Source organism: Pseudomonas sp. ICMP 3272 (genome assembly GCF_001466905.1).
Taxonomy (GTDB): domain Bacteria; phylum Pseudomonadota; class Gammaproteobacteria; order Pseudomonadales; family Pseudomonadaceae; genus Aquipseudomonas; species Aquipseudomonas amygdali.
The window spans coordinates 1-17,556 of sequence record NZ_LKEK01000013.1; the positions used below are offsets into that span (position 1 = coordinate 1).

General features: G+C 60.6%; 16 protein-coding genes. 8 read left to right on the forward strand and 8 right to left on the reverse strand.

Annotation, left to right across the window (positions count from 1 at the left end; genetic code table 11):
• Positions 1 to 126: 126 nt before the first annotated feature.
• From AO068_RS02340 to glnT, 4 genes are all read right to left on the reverse strand, one after another.
• Positions 127 to 1,467 carry an FMN-binding glutamate synthase family protein gene (locus tag AO068_RS02340; protein ID WP_005744225.1) on the reverse strand — a complete coding sequence of 447 codons (1,341 nt, stop codon included), beginning with the start codon at positions 1,465 to 1,467 and terminating at the stop codon, positions 127 to 129.
• A 15-nt stretch (positions 1,468 to 1,482) separates the two neighbouring features.
• On the reverse strand, positions 1,483 to 2,166 hold the full coding sequence (locus AO068_RS02345) for a protein glxC (RefSeq protein WP_004665565.1): 684 nt from the start codon (positions 2,164 to 2,166) through the stop codon (positions 1,483 to 1,485).
• On the reverse strand, positions 2,163 to 3,083 hold the full coding sequence (locus tag AO068_RS02350; protein WP_058407544.1) for a class II glutamine amidotransferase: 921 nt from the start codon (positions 3,081 to 3,083) through the stop codon (positions 2,163 to 2,165). The genes AO068_RS02345 and AO068_RS02350 overlap by 4 nt, the downstream gene beginning before the upstream one ends.
• Before the next feature lie 124 nt (positions 3,084 to 3,207).
• Positions 3,208 to 4,542: a type III glutamate--ammonia ligase gene (gene glnT / locus AO068_RS02355; RefSeq protein ID WP_058407545.1), complete on the reverse strand. Its 1,335-nt coding sequence runs from the start codon at positions 4,540 to 4,542 to the stop codon at positions 3,208 to 3,210.
• Positions 4,543 to 4,832: 290 nt separating this feature from the next.
• Between glnT and AO068_RS02360 the strand changes: the two genes are divergently transcribed.
• On the forward strand, positions 4,833 to 5,438 hold the full coding sequence (locus AO068_RS02360) for a helix-turn-helix domain-containing protein (RefSeq protein ID WP_004665568.1): 606 nt from the start codon (positions 4,833 to 4,835) through the stop codon (positions 5,436 to 5,438).
• 48 nt (positions 5,439 to 5,486) lie between these two features.
• Here AO068_RS02360 and AO068_RS02365 read toward each other — a convergent pair whose 3' ends face one another.
• The 4 genes from AO068_RS02365 to AO068_RS02380 form a co-directional block, all read right to left on the reverse strand.
• Positions 5,487 to 6,653, reverse strand: a complete 1,167-nt coding sequence (locus tag AO068_RS02365) for a DUF1624 domain-containing protein (protein ID WP_058407546.1) — start codon at positions 6,651 to 6,653, stop codon at positions 5,487 to 5,489.
• A 51-nt stretch (positions 6,654 to 6,704) separates the two neighbouring features.
• A complete protein-coding gene (locus AO068_RS02370) occupies positions 6,705 to 7,265 on the reverse strand; it encodes a gamma carbonic anhydrase family protein (protein ID WP_005733507.1) in 561 nt (186 codons plus the stop codon).
• Between the two features lie 11 nt (positions 7,266 to 7,276).
• Positions 7,277 to 8,182: a GTP cyclohydrolase FolE2 gene (folE2, locus tag AO068_RS02375; protein ID WP_058400281.1), complete on the reverse strand. Its 906-nt coding sequence runs from the start codon at positions 8,180 to 8,182 to the stop codon at positions 7,277 to 7,279.
• 173 nt (positions 8,183 to 8,355) lie between these two features.
• Entirely contained in the window at positions 8,356 to 9,264 is a 909-nt protein-coding gene (locus tag AO068_RS02380; RefSeq protein ID WP_058400280.1) for a LysR substrate-binding domain-containing protein, read from the reverse strand.
• 205 nt (positions 9,265 to 9,469) lie between these two features.
• Between AO068_RS02380 and AO068_RS02385 the strand changes: the two genes are divergently transcribed.
• The 7 genes from AO068_RS02385 to AO068_RS02415 all read left to right on the forward strand — a co-directional run bounded on the left by AO068_RS02385 (position 9,470) and on the right by AO068_RS02415 (position 17,527).
• Positions 9,470 to 10,990 (forward strand): ABC transporter substrate-binding protein, encoded by a 1,521-nt coding sequence (locus AO068_RS02385; RefSeq protein ID WP_058407547.1) that lies wholly within the window; start codon positions 9,470 to 9,472, stop codon positions 10,988 to 10,990.
• Positions 10,991 to 11,092: 102 nt separating this feature from the next.
• Positions 11,093 to 12,010 carry an ABC transporter permease gene (locus AO068_RS02390; RefSeq protein ID WP_058407548.1) on the forward strand — a complete coding sequence of 306 codons (918 nt, stop codon included), beginning with the start codon at positions 11,093 to 11,095 and terminating at the stop codon, positions 12,008 to 12,010.
• A gap of 8 nt (positions 12,011 to 12,018) precedes the next feature.
• On the forward strand, positions 12,019 to 12,927 hold the full coding sequence (locus AO068_RS02395; RefSeq protein WP_058407549.1) for an ABC transporter permease: 909 nt from the start codon (positions 12,019 to 12,021) through the stop codon (positions 12,925 to 12,927).
• Between the two features lie 16 nt (positions 12,928 to 12,943).
• Positions 12,944 to 13,945 (forward strand): ABC transporter ATP-binding protein, encoded by a 1,002-nt coding sequence (locus AO068_RS02400; RefSeq protein WP_058400277.1) that lies wholly within the window; start codon positions 12,944 to 12,946, stop codon positions 13,943 to 13,945.
• On the forward strand, positions 13,942 to 14,955 hold the full coding sequence (locus tag AO068_RS02405) for an ABC transporter ATP-binding protein (RefSeq protein WP_058407550.1): 1,014 nt from the start codon (positions 13,942 to 13,944) through the stop codon (positions 14,953 to 14,955). The genes AO068_RS02400 and AO068_RS02405 overlap by 4 nt, the downstream gene beginning before the upstream one ends.
• Positions 14,952 to 16,379, forward strand: a complete 1,428-nt coding sequence (locus tag AO068_RS02410; protein WP_058407551.1) for a M20 family metallopeptidase — start codon at positions 14,952 to 14,954, stop codon at positions 16,377 to 16,379. The genes AO068_RS02405 and AO068_RS02410 overlap by 4 nt, the downstream gene beginning before the upstream one ends.
• Positions 16,376 to 17,527, forward strand: coding sequence for a M20 family metallopeptidase (locus tag AO068_RS02415; protein ID WP_058407552.1), 1,152 nt, complete (start codon positions 16,376 to 16,378; stop codon positions 17,525 to 17,527). Before AO068_RS02410 ends, AO068_RS02415 begins: the two co-directional genes overlap by 4 nt.
• Positions 17,528 to 17,556 lie beyond the last annotated feature (29 nt).

The following is a 17,556-nucleotide window of genomic DNA, read 5'->3' on the forward strand; positions in this document are numbered from 1 at the left end:
CCCCCGGATCAGCGCCAGGACTCAGCCGTCACTAACGTCGCACTCTGCGTCGTCAGTGCCATCGTGATCGAAAAGCACGTTATGGTGTCAGTCGGTGCCATCGCGGTCGAAAAGCACGTTAAGGCGTCAGTAACCAGAACCAGACCCCGGAATCCAAGATGTCCCGGCCAGGGGCACTCGGGCCATGGCCGCTGATTCGACGGTCAGTGCCACCAGATCTTCCGGGTCGAGGTTGTGCAGGTGTGATTTACCGCACGCGCGGGCCATGGTCTGGGCTTCGAGGACGAGTACGCGCAGGTAGTTGGCCAGACGCCGACCGCCTTCGACCGGGTCGAGACGTTTGGACAGTTCCGGGTCCTGGGTGGTGATGCCCGCAGGGTCGCGGCCGTTCTGCCAGTCGTCGTAGTAACCCGCTGCCGAGCCGATCTTTCTCAGTTCTTCGTCGAGACGCGGATGGTTGTCGCCCAGGGCTATCAAAGCGGCTGTACCAATTGCCACTGCATCAGCACCCAGCGCCATGGCCTTGGCCACGTCGGCACCGTTGCGGATGCCGCCGGAAACGATCAATTGCACCTTGCGGTGCATGCCCATTTCCTGCAATGCCTGAACCGCCTGCGGGATGGCAGGCAGAATCGGAATGCCGACGTGTTCGATGAACACTTCCTGAGTGGCCGCAGTACCGCCCTGCATGCCGTCGAGCACAATCACGTCAGCACCAGCCTTCACCGCCAGCTTGACGTCGTAGTACGGGCGGCTGGCACCTATCTTCACGTAGATCGGCTTTTCCCAGTCGGTGATCTCGCGGATCTCGGCAATCTTGATCGCCAGATCGTCGGGGCCGGTCCAGTCCGGGTGACGGCACGCAGAACGCTGATCGACGCCGACCGGCAAGGTGCGCATGCCAGCCACGCGCTCGGTGACTTTCATGCCCAGCAACATGCCACCGCCGCCCGGTTTGGCGCCCTGCCCCAGGACGATTTCGATGGCATCGGCCTTGCGCAGATCGTCGGGGTTCATGCCGTAACGCGATGGCAGGTACTGGTAGACCAGATGCTGCGACTGACCGCGCTCTTCCGGGGTCATGCCGCCGTCGCCGGTGGTGGTGCTGGTGCCTGCGATGGTTGCGCCGCGACCCAGCGCTTCCTTGGCGTTGGCCGACAATGCGCCGAAGCTCATGCCTGCAATGGTCACCGGAATTTTCAGGTACAGCGGCTTTTTGGCGAAACGATTACCCAGCACCACGTCGGTGCCGCACTTCTCGCGATAGCCTTCCAGCGGGTAGCGCGAGACGCTGGCGCCAAGCAGCAGCAGGTCGTCGAAGTGCGGCAGTTTGCGTTTGGTGCCGCCGCCTCGAATATCGTAGATGCCGGTTTCCGCAGCACGCTGAATTTCCTGAATGGTCAGGCGATCAAAGGTGGCCGACTCGCGCAGGACTGGAGCAGGTTTGTTGCTGATAGGGTCGCTCATGGTAATGCTCCTGAATCAGTACGCGGAGGCGTTATCGACTTTGAAGTTGTAAAGCTGACGGGCCGAGCCGTAGCGTTTGAAATCCGCGGCCTTCTCGTTGAAGCCCGCGCGATTGAGCAGCTCCTGCAACTCCTGCAGATGCTCTTCGCGCATCTCCTTGGCGATGCAGTCAGAGCCCAGCGACTCGACCTTGCCTTTGACGTAGATCCGCGTTTCGTACAACGAGTCGCCCAGCGCATCGCCCGCGTCGCCGCAGACCACCAGCCGACCGGCCTGGCCCATGAAGCAGCTCATGTGGCCGATGCTGCCGCCGACCACAATGTCGATGCCTTTCATGGAAATACCGCAACGCGCTCCGGCATCGCCTTCAATCACCAGCAAACCGCCGTGCGCCGTGGCACCTGCCGCCTGCGAGGCGCTGCCCTTGACCCGGACTGCGCCGGACATCATGTTCTCGGCGCAACCAACACCGACATTGCCGTGCACGGTGATCGAAGCTTTCTGGTTCATACCCGCGCAGTAATAGCCGGCATGGCCCTGAATATCGATGGAGATGGCCTCGTTGACGCCGACCGCCAGGTTATGCGCGCCGTCAGGGTGGGTGACCAGCCATTCGCGCTCTTGCAATGCCTTGACCTGATCGTGCAGAGCCTGGTTGAGATCACGCACGGTGGCGCTGGAAAGATCGACGGTTTTCATGAGCGTGCTCCCTCGGCTGGCTCGCGTTCCCAGATGTACATGGTCGCCGGGACCGGTTCCCAGACCCTGGCGTTTTCGATCCCCGGCAGGCTGGACAGCGCCTGATATTCCGAGGCCATGGCGACGTAATCGTCGGTTTCGGCGAGAATGGCCGGTTTGCAGGCAATCGGATCGCGAATCACCGCAAAACCGTTGCGCGTGCCGATGGCGAAGGTGAAAAAGCCATCAAGGTCCTCCAGCGATTTATCGAGCGCTTGCTTGAGGCTGTCGCCCTGTTGCAGGCGCCAGGCCAGATAACCGGCGGCCACTTCGGTGTCGTTGTCGGTCTCGAAGTGAATGCCTTCACGACGCAGGTTCTGGCGCAGGCGAAAGTGATTGGACAGCGAGCCGTTGTGCACCAGACACAGGTCCGAGCCGGTGGAAAACGGATGACTGCCTTCCATGGTCACCGCACTTTCAGTGGCCATGCGCGTGTGGCCGATGATGTGGCTGCCCTTCATGGACGCCAGACCGAAGCGCTCGGAAATCTCCCTCGGCAACCCCATGCCCTTGAGGATCTCGATACTCTGTCCGGCGCTCATGATCCGTACGGTAGGCGCCAGCTCCGCCAGCGCGGCACGCACCGGGGCTTCTTCGGCCTGAATCTTCAATACCACGGCGCTGGCGTTCTGAAACCAGTCCAGTGGTGCATCCAGTGTGCTTTGCAGCGCCGCGATCAGCGCCTTGAAATCATACTGTTCGGTGGTGGCCTGCAAGGTCAGCTTGACCCAGCCCTGCGCCACTTCATCACCATAAATGGCAAACCCGGCGCTGTCCGGCCCGCGGTCCGTCATAGCCTCGAGCATCGGTTCGAACAACCTGCCGAGTTGTGATTCCAGCGCCGGGTTCTTCAGATACAAACCAACGATTCCGCACATAAGCCTCACCTTGTTCGGAAGCGGCAAGCTTTTAGCTACAAGCTGCAAGCCAACCGCATAGACAGAAAAATTCAATACGCCGCAATCCAGCTTCTTATTGCAGCCTGAAGCTTGAAACGTGCAGCTAGAAAAACTCGATATAACGCTTCACTTCCCAGTCACTCACGTGGCGGCTGTACTCCACCCATTCCATGCGTTTGAGGCGGATGAACTCACCAACGATCTCGTTGCCCAGCACCTCGGCGAACAAAGGGTCGGCTTCGAGTGCATCGCAGGCTTCCTTGAGCGACTGCGGCAGGGTCTTGATGCCCCGTGCGGCGATTTCTTTAAGGCTCAATGTGTAAAGGTTCTCGTTACAGACGTGATCGATTTCCAGTTGCCGGTCGATGCCGTCCAGCCCTGCGGCGATGATCGCGGCGCTGACCAGATACGGGTTGCAACCGGCGTCCGGCAGGCGAAACTCCAGTCGGCCATAGGGCACCCGCACCATCGCCGAACGGTTGTTGGCGCCGAAGGCAATGAACGCTGGAGCCCAGGTCGCCCCCGACAGCGAGTTGCCGACCACCAGGCGTTTGTAGGAGTTGACCGTGGGTGCCGCGAAGGCACACAGCGCGGGGCCGTGAGCCAGCAGGCCAGCCGCAAAGTGATAGGCCATCTTCGACAGGCCCATGCCGCTGGGGTCGCTGGCGTCGTGAAACAGGTTCTTGCTGCTGGCACTGGCGATCGACAGGTGGAAGTGCATGCCGTTGCCCGCACGCTTCGGATCGGGTTTGGGCATGAACGAGCAGATCATGCCCATGTCGTTGGCGATCTCCCCGGCCGCCATGCGGAAGAAAGTGAAGCGGTCCGCCGACTCCATGGCCTCGCTGTAGGTGTAATTGATCTCGAACTGGCCGTTGGCGTCTTCGTGATCGATCTGATAAATGTCGAAGCCCACCGGCTGTAGCGCCTCGGTCAAGCGCTCGAGAAACTCACGCGAACGCGACAGCCCCTTGTAGTCATAGCAAGGCTTGTCGAGGTTATCGCTGGCATCGACCATTTGCAGGCTGCCCGCAGCATCGCGCTTGAACAGGCTGAACTCGGGCTCCAGCCCGGTATTGAGGGTCCAGCCACGCTGGCTGAGGCGTTCGACCTGCTGTTGCAACACATAACGGCTGTCATAGGGCCACGGCTTGCCATCCACATGACCGATGCACACCACCCGCCCATACCCCGGCTGCCATGGCACCGGGGTCAGCGACGACAGGTCGCCCCTGGCCATGAAGTCCGGGCCGTGGGGTTCCATGCCCATGCCGCAGATAGCGAAACCGGCGAACCCGGCACCGTCCTCTGCAACCATTTCCAGGCCCGTCACAGGAACCGACTTGGTCTTGGCCGAACCATGAATATCCACGAACTGAGCCAGCACGTACTTGATGCCGTGCTGTTCGATCAGGCGCTGTGTTTCGGGTGGCAACATGGGACGTGTCTCCTGGCATGGCAAAACGTTTCAGGGAAGGACCGTTTTTTCACTACCTGCCGAGAATATATTCTGAACAGGAAAGTTACTTTCCCTTTAGGAATGCAAAGCGCTTGCCAGTTTGGTATGCCAGCAAATCGAAGAGACGTGGAAGGGGCAATTCAGCTGTTTATATGGGAAACTCGTTTTCCCTCCGGGAATAATCTGCAACTGAAGCACGCGATGACAGCGGCGAAATGCACATTCCCAGTGCGAAATAAAAATTATTGAACGGAAACTGTGCGCAGCCGATGAATATGCCGACCGAACCGCATCCGAAATTGAAGCTTGAGCAATACCTGGGAATTCAGATCAAACGCCAGCGCCAGGCTCAAGAGCTGAAGCTAGCCGACGTGGCGCGCATTGCCGGTATCAGCCAGGGCATGCTGAGCAAGATCGAGAATGCGCAGGTGTCGACCAGCCTCGACAACCTCAGCCGTCTTTGCGACGTGCTGGGCATGCCCATGTCCAAACTGTTCAGCCAGTACGATCAGCAAGGCAGCAGTGCACTGCTGGTGAAAGCCGATGAAGGGCTTGAGGTGGTGAGGCGCGGCACCGAGAAAGGCCACACCTATCACTTGCTCAACCATACCCGTGGGCCGAAGAAGAGTTTCGAGGCGTACATGGTGACGATGGACGATGCCAGCGAGGAGTTTCCGACCTTCTCACACCCCGGCACCGAGTTTCTCCACCTGCTCGAAGGCGAACTTATCTACCGCCACGGCAACCAGCTGTATCCGATGCAGGCCGGTGACAGCCTGACCTTCGACGGCGACATTCCCCACGGACCCGAGCAACTGGTGCAGGTGCCGATCAAGCTACTGTCGATCATGAACTATGGTGCGCAGGGCGATTGAGGCCAGACCGGCAGCGGCGCGCCTGCTGGCGCGCCGTGCCTACGGTGGTTACAGGTATTTCAACCAGCTGATATCGCGACGACGCGCCTTCAGCGCAGCGAACCAGCGCACCGCTGGAAACAGCAGCACCGCCAGTACCACCGAGGTCAGCCAGACACCCCACATGTGGTCGAAACCGAAGTACTTGCCCTGATTGGTTCCACAGATCGCTACGGCAATCAGGTACAGAATCTTCAGGACATAGAGATGCAACAGGTAGAAAAACATCGGTGCCGAGCCGAGCACCACCAAGGGCCGCAACCAGCTTTTTTCCTGACTGCGTTCGAAGGCGATGAGAATCAGCAGACCGATCCCCAGCGTCAGGCTGATGAACAGCAACGACGGTGGGTATTTGGTGATGTTGAAGAAGCTCATGACCGTTTGCATACCGGTCTCGCCAACGCTCCACGGTTTTTCACCGTAGCCGTTGATCATGCGCAGGACCACAAAGCCCGACAGTGCTCCCCCACCCCACATCCACAGGTTTGCACGTCGTTTCGCAGCATCGTAACTGCCGGCAAACCAGGGGCCTGCTGCATAGCCCAGCGCGATAATGCCGATCCACGGCAATAACGGGTAAGAGGTACGGAAACGCAGGTTATCGGACACTTCGATCCAGCCCCGATCATGCAGAATCGCCCACGGGATGTGCATGGCCGACTCGACACCGAAGTGCAGTGAGTCCAGCAGGTTATGCCCGGCAATGATCACCACGCCAATGACCACCAGCGCCCAGCGCGGCAGATACACCATCAGCGACAGCGCAACCATGCTCAGGCCGATGGCCCAGATCACTTGCAGGTAGATGATGGTCGGCGGGAACTGGAAGGTCCAGGCGAAGCTCACCAGGGTGAACTCCAGGGCAATGAGGAACAGCCCGCGCTTGAGCAGAAACGCCGACACGTCAGTCTTGCCCTGATATTTCTCGCCATACAGGTACGCCGAAAGCCCGGTCAGCAGAACAAACAGCGGCGCACATAAATGCGCCAGTGTGCGGCTGAAAAACAGGGCGGGCTCGGTGCTCGCGACCTCCATCGGGTCGAGGACCTGGCGGTGCAGGAAGAAGGTTTCCCGCACGTGGTCCAGCAGCATGAAGAGAATGATCAGCCCGCGCAGAGCATCGATAGAGCGCAGCCGTGATGCTGGCGCGCGGGTTGGTTGAACAACTGCTGTCATGAAAAATCCAGATCCGTAGCCGGAAGTGCAATGAGTCTATTGTGTTCTGTGTCAGAACTCGTTCTGAAGTGCCTTGTAGCCGCGCACCAGGTCAATGTTGGTGTGCGCCACGTCTTCGGAAAACTCCGAAGCCGAAATGCTCACCGGCGGGAATTGCGAGAGATCAGTATTAGGCCCGATCCGGGTGGTGGACGGCACGTAAAAATTCTCCGGCAAATCGCGACCGTCTACCACCGAGTTGTGTCTGACCACACTGCCGTTGCCGACCTGGCAGTTGAACAACACGCTGTTGAAGCCGATAAACACGCGATCTCCGACCATGCAAGGTCCGTGCACGATGGAGCGGTGGGCAATCGAGGTGAACTCGCCGATGGTCACCGCAGCACCCGATTTGGAGTGAATCACCACGCCATCCTGAATATTGGAATTGGCACCGATGACGATCGGCTCCATGTCCCCTGTAGCGTCGACTTCGTCGGCGCGGATCACGGCATAGGGGCCGACAAACACGTTGTCCTTGATGATTACCTTGCCGCAGATGATCGCGGTTTTATCGATGTAGGCGGATTCGGCGATGACCGGCAGATGGCCGGAAGGATTTTTACGGATCACGGTATGAAGCCTCAGGACAGGTAGTTGGAAGTCTGGGCGGCCGCATCGTGCGGATGCAGGCTTTCGAAGTGACGCACACTGACGCTGGAGGCTGCATAGCGGCCTTCCAGCGCTTGCTGGACCTTGCGTGCGGCGTCTTCGACGTACATCAGGTTCTGGCCGTTGAGCCGGGCGAATGCCTGCTCGTCGGCACGCTTGACGGCGGTTTGCACCGGGGTGCCCAACGCCTGCTCGACCGCGTCGATCAGCGTCATCAGGCCCAGTTCGGTCGCCTGCTCGGCCACCCGCACCTGAACGGTAGCCACGCTGCGCTGGCTGTGCGGCGTAGCGAACGAGGCGTTTTCGCGCAGCCAGGTCGCAACCTGCATCGGGTCGACAAACGACTGCCTGCCAAAGCGTGCCGTAAAAGCGCCTTCCAGCAATTGTCGAGACAGTGCAGCCGAGCACGGGCAAGTAGACGAATAAGTGATGTCGGCTGAAACGTCGAGGCACAAACGGCCAGCGTGCCAAGTGGCGTCAAGCTTCACAGGGTAGGATTTCCAGCCGCTGAGCCCTTCGGTAATCAACGCCGGGCGACGGCACAGCAGATTGAAGCTCAGGGTGATCCGGGCGCGGCTGGAATGGCAGTCCAGGTGACTTTCGACCATGGCTTCCATCAGCGCAGACAACGTATCGGGGCTCAGTATCTGGTGCTCGGCAAACCTGTCGAGGAGCCGGTAGAGCCGCGACATATGGATACCCTTGACACTCGGATCGGCCAGATCGACTTGCAGATCGACATGCGCATGGACCGGGTGCCGGACGCCCGCTTCGGCCAGCCTGACAGGCACTTCGACGCCCTGCATGCCGACCCAGTCAAGTGAAACCAGGGCCGAGGAAACTTCCGTCAGGGCAACGTCTGGGAGGGGGTTGTTCATGTGCGTCAGTCGTCTCTTTGGCAAACCTCGCCCAAGGGCGAGGCCTGATGTTGGCGGTTCACGGCTATACAGCGTGCAGCCGTAAATTCGTTACACTATAACATCATGCTTGCGAACTTCATCAGCCAAACGCTCCCAGCCCGTTACCGCGCACCACCGACGCCACCTGCGTGTCAGGTCTTTGCCAGTTCCTCGATCAGAAAATCCCTGAAGGCCGCAACCGCTGCGGGCAAGTTGCGCCCGGCCATGCTTTGCAGCTCGATACGACGCGCCTTCATGCCTTCGTCGCTGATCGGCAGCGACTTGAGCTGTTTTTCGTGTGCGCGCTTGTCCAGCGTCATCTCGCTGGACAGGCTGATACCGCCCTCCTCACGCACGAACCGCAACAGCGCGCCAATGTAATTGCTGGTCAGCACCGGATCGAACAGCAGGCCCTGCACCCCGCAACAGATGTCGAACAACTGGCGCAAGGTCGTATCGGTATTGGTCAGGGCGATGGCATAGGGTTGCAGCTCGGCCAGCGAGACTTCTGTGCGTGAGGCCAGCGGATGGTTATGACTGACCACCGCGCAGATCGCGCCGCTGTGAATGTGCTCGACCTTGATTTCGTTCTGCGGTGTCAGGCTGAAGGTCAGACACAGGTCCGCATCCCCGGAGCGCACCCGCTCGGTGGCCTGGGCCGGCGCGCAGACCTCCATCGAGAAATGGATGCCCTGATACAGCCGCCGGAACCGCGCAATGCACTGTGGCAGGAAATCCAGGGCAAAGCCCTCCGAGCAGGCAATTCGCACATGACCACGCTGCAAGCCTTGCAGCTCGGTGATTTCCAGTACGACCTGCTCGGCTTCCAGCTGTGATTTGCGCGCATAGGCTGCCAGACGGATACCCGCCTCGCTGAGCATCATGCCGCGTGCCTGGCGCTCGAACAGCACGGCATCCAGCTCGCGCTCCAGTTTGCTGATCTGCCGACTGACTGCCGAGGACGCGACATTCAGCCGGATCGACGCCTCGCTGATCGACCCGCAACGCGCCACTTCGAGGAAGTAGCGCAACGCGGTGGACTGTACGCCGTAGAGTTGCATCGCGGCTCCTGCCTTGCCTTTTCGGCAATGAAAGGTTCGAAATATTGTGCTTGTGGCATTGATACGCTTTGCCTAGAGTCATGTCGAGGCGCAACATCAAAACAACCCAATCAAAAGAACACTGCAGCCTCGCTTCTCCCCTCTTCTCGCATTTGCGACCCCACTGCCCTTTGATACATCCACTTTGCCTATTGGAGACGACGGCATGGGAATCAAGGGTTTCGCTCGCAGCATCGCGCTATTGAGCCTGTTCAGCAGTTTTTCCGCCCTGGCTGGCAAGGCCGACGACACACTGGTCTACGCCTCCGACAGCGAACCGGAAAACATCAGTCCGTATCACAACGACCTGCGCGAGGGCGTGATTCTCGGTCGCCTGATCTGGGATAACCTGGTCTATCGCAACCCCGACAACGGCGAGTACCAACCCATGCTCGCCACCAGCTGGAAACAGGTCGACGACACCACCATCGATTTCCAGCTGCGCGAGGGCGTGAAGTTTCACAACGGCGATCCGTTCACGGCAGATGACGTGGTGTTCACCCTCAATTACGTGGTATCGCCCGAATCCAAGGTGGTCACCGTACAAAACGTCGACTGGATCAAGAGTGCCGAAAAACTGGGTGACTACAGCGTGCGCCTGCACCTGAAAAAGCCTTTCCCGCCTGCGCTGGAATACCTCTCCAACGCCGTACCGATGTTCCCGAAAAAGTATTTCGAAGAGGTCGGGATGGCAGGCTTCAGCCGTAAACCGATTGGCACGGGGCCTTACAAGGTGACGGCCATTGCTACCGGTGAAGGCGTGAAGATGGACAAGAACCCGGATTACTTTCAGGGCAGCCCACAGGGCCAGCCGAAGATCGGCCACATCAACTTTCGCGTGATTGCTGATGCAGAAACGCGTCTGGCCGAGCTGATGACCGGCGGCGTCGACTGGACCTGGCGCGTAGCGCCGGATCAGGCAGAAAACCTCAAAGCCATGCCCAACCTGGTGGTCACCAGCGGCGCGACCATGCGTATCGGCTTTCTGATTCTGGATGCGCGCGGCACCTCCAGCGCCGACTCGCCGATGAAGCACCTGAAAGTACGCCAGGCCATCAACTACGCGATCAACCGTGACGGTCTGGCCTCGCAACTGGTCGGCGGCGAGAGCAAGCCATTGCAGGTCGCCTGCTATCCCGGTCAGTTCGGTTGCGACACCAGCGCAGCCACGGTCTACAACTATGACCCGGCCAAGGCCAAGGCGCTGCTCGCCGAAGCGGGTTACCCGAACGGCTTTGAAACCGAAATATTCGCCTACCGCGACCGCGACTACGTTGAAGCCATCATCGGCAACCTGCGTGCAGTCGGCATCAACGCCAAGCTGCGCTACCTCAAGTACGCGGCCCTGCGTGATCAGCAACGTGGCGGCAAAGTGCCAATGTCGTTTCAGGCCTGGGGCTCGTTCTCGATCCTCGATACCTCAGCCTCGGCCGGCACCTGGTTCAAGGGCAACCCGGACGACAACATCAAGGACCCGCAAGTCCAGGGCTGGCTGCAGACCGCCGACAATGCACTGGACCCGCAGGTGCGCAAGGACAACTACCGCAAGGCCTTGCAGCGCATCAGCGAACAGGCCTACTGGGCACCGTTGTTCAACTACTCGATGAACTACGCCTACGTCTCGGACCTGAACTTCAAGCCGTATCCGGACGAGCTGCCGCGCTTCGTGCTGTCGAGCTGGAAATAGATCGTTAGTGAAGTTATTTGGCGAGACCGGCTGTGAGGTACGTGACGTGCCTTGCAGCATCGTCAGCCAACCCGTCATTCCCTGAACACAAGGTCACTTGCCATGTTCGGATTTCTCTTGCGCCGCCTGGGCATTGCCCTGTGCGTAGCGATCACCGTGTCGGTGATCAGCTTTTCCCTGCTGCACCTGTCCGGCGACCTGGCCACCGCCATCGGCGGGCCGGAAGCCAGCAGCGAGCAGATCGAACAGATCCGTGTGCAATACGGCCTCAACAAACCATTGGTGACCCAGTATTTCGAATGGTTGGCCGACGTGGTACGACTTGATCTGGGCGACTCGTTCTTCTTTCAGGAATCGGTCTACAACCTGATCGCCTCGCGCCTGTCGATTACCCTCGGGCTGGGCGCAATGGCCCTGAGCATTGCGCTGCTGATTGCCATTCCGTTGGGCGTACTGGCCGCCGTGAAGCGCGACACGTGGATTGATCGCCTGGCGCTGAGCATCGCGGTACTGGGTCAGGCGATGCCGAGTTTCTGGTTCGCGCTGATGCTGATCGTGGTGTTCTCGGTCACCCTGAAATGGCTGCCGGTATCGGGCAACTCGACCTGGGCGCACTTCGTCATGCCTGCCATCGCGCTGGGTTATTACGCCACACCGGCGATCATGCGCCTGACTCGCGCCGGCATGCTCGACGTGCTCAATTCCGATTACATCCGCACCGCGCGTGCCAAGGGCCTGCGCCCCGCCACCGTGCTGTTCAAGCATGCGCTGCGCAATGCGTTGATCCCGGTGGTGGCACTGGTCGCCGTGGAGTTCGGCTTCATGCTTGGCGGTTCGGTGGTCATTGAAACAGTGTTCTCGCTGCAAGGCATCGGCCAACTGGCCTGGGATGCGATTGCCCGTGACGACTTCCCGGTGGTGCAGGCGGTCGTGCTGTTGATCGCGGTGATCTACATCGTCCTCACCCTGCTGGCCGACGTGCTCAACGCATTGCTCGACCCGCGCATTCGCGTGAAATAGGAGGCCCCATGAGTACAACTACCTCATCGCCGCTGCTGATCAACGATTACCAGCCACCGGCGCGCAGTGCCTGGCGCACGTTGCGCAGCAGCTTCGCGCACCGCGGTTTTGCCATCGGCGCGGTACTGCTGTTGATCATTCTGTTTGGCGCACTGTTCGCCCCCTGGCTGGCCCCCTACGACCCTTACACGCAGGATGTAATGCTGCGCATGAAACCACCGGTATGGATGGCCAACGGCACCTGGGACTATGTGCTGGGCACCGACAAACTGGGCCGCGATTACTTGTCACGCCTGCTGTACGGCGCACGCATCTCGCTATTCATCGGTTTCTCGGCGGCGCTCATCTCTGGCGTCATCGGCACCATCATGGGCCTGCTGGCCGGCTACTTCGGCGGCAAGACCGACGCTGTGATCAGCTACCTGATCACCACACGCCTGGCGATGCCGGTGGTGATGATCGCGCTGGCCTCCGCATCGCTGATCGGTGGCTCGCTGAAAGTGGTGATCGTGCTGCTTGGCTGCCTGCTCTGGGACCGCTTTGCCGTAGTGGTGCGCGCTGCCGTGCAGCAGATTCGCGATGCTGAATACGTCGCCTCGGCCCAGGCGCTGGGCTGCTCGACGCTGCGCATTCTGGCCAGCGAAATTCTGCCTAATCTGGTCGGCGCACTGATCGTGGTTGCCACGCTGGAGATGGCCCACGCGATCCTTCTGGAATCGGCGCTGTCGTTCCTCGGGGTCGGCGTACAGCCACCGATTCCGTCCTGGGGCCTGATGATCGCCGAAGGCAAACCGTACATGTTCTTTTCCCCTTGGGTTATCGCGATTCCCGGCATCGCCCTGATGGTGCTGGTGCTGGGCATCAATCTGGTCGGTGACGGCCTGCGCGACCTGATCCTGCCCGACGGGCGCAACTGACAGAGGAGATACGCACATGGCGCTGTTGCATGTTGAAAACCTGCGTGTCGAGATTCCTCTCGGCCAAGACACGCTGCACGCAGTGCGCGGCCTGGATTTTCAGGTCGAGCGCGGCGAAATGCTGTGCATCGTCGGCGAGTCCGGCTGCGGCAAATCCCTGACCTCGCTGGCGCTGATGGACCTGCTGCCGCGCAAGGCACGGCGTACCGCAACGACGCTGAGCCTGGACGGTATCGATATGCTGACCCAGAGCGAACGGCAGATGTGCGACCTGCGTGGCAACCGTCTGGCGATGATTTTCCAGGAGCCGATGACCTCGCTGAACCCGGCCTACAGCATTGGCGATCAGCTCAGCGAAGTGCTCACCCGACACCGCAAGGTATCGCGCAAGGAAGCACTGCAACGTGCGGCGCAGATGCTTGAAAAGGTCGGGATCAGCAACGCTGGCGAACGCCTGCGTCAGTATCCGCATCAATTGTCGGGCGGCCTGCGTCAGCGGGTGATCATCGCCATGGCCCTGATGTGCGAACCGGACGTGATCATCGCCGACGAGCCGACCACCGCACTGGACGTGACCATTCAGGCACAGATCCTGCGCCTGATTCGCGACATTCAGAAAGAGCTGGGTCTGGCCGTGATCTTTATCACACATGACCTGGGACTGGTGGCACGTATCGCCGACCGGGTTGCGGTGATGTACGCCGGACAGATCGTCGAAACCGCCCCGGCGGTCGAGTTGTTCGAGAACCCGCAACACCCTTACACCCGTGGCCTGCTGGCGAGCATACCGATCCCAGGACGCACTCAGCCAGGCCAGCCGCTGGGTTCGATTCCGGGGCTGGTGCCCAGCCTGGTGGGCGAGCAACACGGCTGTGCCTTCCGCAATCGCTGCCCGCAAGCAATCGCAGCGTGTGCCGATGATGTCCCTCAGGTTCACAGCCACGACCACATGACTCGTTGCCTGTTTGCTTCAACGGGCACAGAAACTGTATTGCACCGTGAGGGCATGACGTCATGAACAATCAGGCCCTTAATACGAGTGTCAAAAAAGACATTGCTCTGGAGCTGTGCGACATCCGTCGCGAATTCAGCATCAGCCGTGGCTTTTTCAAACCCAATGCCACTTTGAAAGCTGTCGACGGAGTGTCGCTGCGCCTGATGCGCGGCGAAACCCTCGGGCTGGTCGGCGAATCGGGATGCGGCAAGAGCACCCTGGCCAAGATGCTGCTGGGCCTGCTCGCGCCCAGCAGCGGCGATGTACTGGTCAACGGCAAACACCTCGCCGGAACCGACCGCAAGGAGATGGCACGGCGCATTCAGCCGATCTTTCAGGATCCTTACTCGTCGCTCAACCCGCGCAAGACCCTGCGCGAAATCGTCACTCTGCCGCTGATCGTGCATGACATCGGCACCCATACCGAACGTCGCCAGCGTGCCGAGGCGATGATGGACGTGGTCGGCTTGCCCAAGCGCGTGATCGACAGTTACCCGAGCCAGCTTTCCGGTGGCCAGCGCCAGCGGGTAGCGATTGCCCGGGCCCTGGTGATGCGCCCGGATGTGTTGATTTGCGACGAACCGACCTCGGCGCTGGACGTTTCGGTGCAGGCGCAAATTCTTAATCTGCTACAGGACCTGAAACAGGAATTCGGCCTGACTTACCTGCTGATCAGCCACAACCTGGCCGTCATCGAACACCTGGCCGACCGCGTCGCGGTGATGTACCTGGGGCGGATTGTCGAAGAACGCAGCCGCGAATCGCTGTTCGCCAGACCCGGTCATCCCTACACCAAGGCGTTGCTGGACTCGGTACTGACCCCTGATCCGCATCTGGGCATTCCCGATCTGGGTTTGCACGGGACCTTCCCCAACCCTATGTCGCCGCCGTCCGGCTGCGCCTTTCACCCGCGCTGCCCGGCCTGCATGGCGGTGTGCAAGGAGAAGTCTCCGGTGATTGGCCGCATGGAAGGCGGAACCGTGCGCTGCCACTTGCGCGACACCTCGAAAACCCTGGAGCTGATGCCCTCATGAGTAGCCGTTCGCACGCCATCGAAAACGTCACTGAACAGTTCGACAACGGCACATTTTTCGCCCTGCTTGGCGAAAGCGTCGCCTATCCGACCCAGAGCCAGGAGGCCGAGAGCCTGCCGGAGCTTTATCGCTATCTGCACGAGTTCATTACACCGCATGTCGAGCGTCTGGGTTTCAGCGTCGCGGTGCATGACAACCCGGTCGCCGGACGTGGCCCCCTTATGATCGCGACCCGTATCGAAGACCCGGCCCTGCCGACCTTGCTCAGTTATGGTCATGGCGATGTGGTTCGCGGTTATGACGCGCAGTGGCAACCGGGCTTGTCGCCGTGGCAGGTCAGCGAACGTGGCGAACGCTGGTACGGACGTGGCACCGCGGACAACAAGGGCCAGCACCTGATCAACCTGACCGCTCTGGAGCAGACCCTCAAGGCACGCGACGGCAAGCTGGGTTTCAACGTCAAACTGCTGCTGGAAATGGGCGAAGAAGACGGTTCCCCCGGCCTCAGCGCGTTCTGCCAGGCCCACGCAGAAGAACTCGCTGCGGATATTTTCATCGCCTCCGACGGCCCACGCCTGGCAGCGGCGCGCCCTACCCTGTTTCTTGGCTCGCGCGGGGTGTTCAATTTCGAACTGACGGTGAACCTGCGTGAAGGCGCGCACCATTCCGGCAACTGGGGCGGCCTGCTGGCCAACCCTGGCATCATTCTGGCCAACGCAATTGCCAGCATGGTCGATCAGCATGGCCGAGTGAAAGTCGCGGGCCTGATGCCGACAGCCATCCCCGATGCCGTGCGTACTGCGTTGGCGGATATCGAGGTCGGCGGCGGCCCCGGCGACCCGGACATCGACGCTGACTGGGGCGACCCGGCGCTGTCGCTCAGCGAAAAAGTCTTCGGCTGGAACACCCTCGACGTTCTCGCTTTCAAGACCGGCAACCCGGACGCCCCGGTACACGCCATTCCCGGTAAAGCGCACGCGCTATGCCACATTCGCTTTGTGGTCGACAGCGATTACAACGCGTTCATTCCCGCCGTGCGTGCGCACCTGGATGCGCACGGTTTCACCCAGGTCGAAGTCCGTCAGACGCGCATGGACGTGATGCATGCCACGCGCCTGTCACCCGACAGCCCGTGGGTCGGTTGGGCACTGGAATCGCTGGCCGCCACCACCGGCAAGAAGCCGGCACTGCTGCCCAATCTGGGCGGCTCGCTGCCCAATGACGTGTTCGCTGAAGTGCTGGGCCTGCCGACCGTCTGGGTGCCACACTCGTATCCAGCGTGCTCGCAACATGCCCCCGACGAGCATTTGCTGGCACCGGTGGTCAAAGAAAGTCTGCAAATCATGGCCGGACTGTTCTGGGACCTGGGAACGGACGGCGCACGGCTGACCCGCGAGCATCGGGCACAGGAGCTGAGTGAATGAATGAAGCACAGCGGCAGGCCAGAGACTGGCTGAGCGGGCAGTACGAGGCGATGGAGGCGCTGTTGCAGAGCCTGGTCGATACCGACTCCAACAGTTACGACAAGGCCGGAGTCGATGCGGTCGGCGAACTGCTCGCCGCGCAATTGCAGGCCGACGGGATCAGCGTCGAACGTATCCCGGTTGAGGGTTTTGGCGATGTGCTGTTGGCTGAATTGCCCGGCGGCCCCGGCAAGCCGGTGCTGCTGCTTGGCCATCGCGACACGGTATTTCCCAAAGGCACCACGTCTGCTCGCGGTTATACCAAAGATGCTGAACTGGCTTATGGCCCTGGCGTGGCGGATATGAAAGGCGGACTGGTGCTGAACTGCTTTGCGCTGAAAGCGTTGAAGCGCATCGGCCCGCTGCCATTTCCGGTACAGATCCTCTATACCGGAGACGAAGAAATCGGCTCGGCCAGCGCTCGTGTTCACATCGAAAAGTATGCCCGTCAGGCCCGCGCGGTGCTCAACCCGGAACCGGGACGCGCCAGCGGCAATGTGGTCAGTGCCCGCAAAGGCGGTGCCACGCTGATCATCGAAGTCAGCGGCCGCGCGGCGCATTCCGGGGTCAATCACGCCGACGGTGCCAGCGCGATTCAGGCGCTGGCGCACAAGGTAATCAAGCTGCATGCGTTGACCGACTACGCAGCAGGCATTACCACCAACGTCGGCTTGATCTCGGGCGGCACCTCCAGCAACACCGTTGCACCCAGCGCCACGGCGAAGCTCGATGTGCGCTTTGTCGAACTGCGCCAATGGGATGAAATTCTCGTCGCCGTCCAGGCCATCGTCGCAGAAGAGGAGTTGCCCGGCACATCGGCCAGGCTGCTGGAGGCCACGACCTTTCTGCCCATGGAAGCCCGGCACAGCACTGAACTGCTGAGTATTTATCAAGGTCTTGCGCAGGAACTGGGTTTCAGCGTGGAAGGTGAGTTCACCGGCGGCTGCGCCGACTCTGGCTTCACCGCCAGCCTGGGCATCCCCACGCTGTGCGGCCTCGGCCCGGTCGGTGGCAAGGTACACACCGACCGTGAGTATCTGGAGCTTGATACCCTGGTGCCCAGAGGCCAGGCGCTGGTGGCAACGATACTGGCGCTGGGGGATGTTTGAAGAGACTGCCCACGTGCGCCCAACCTGGA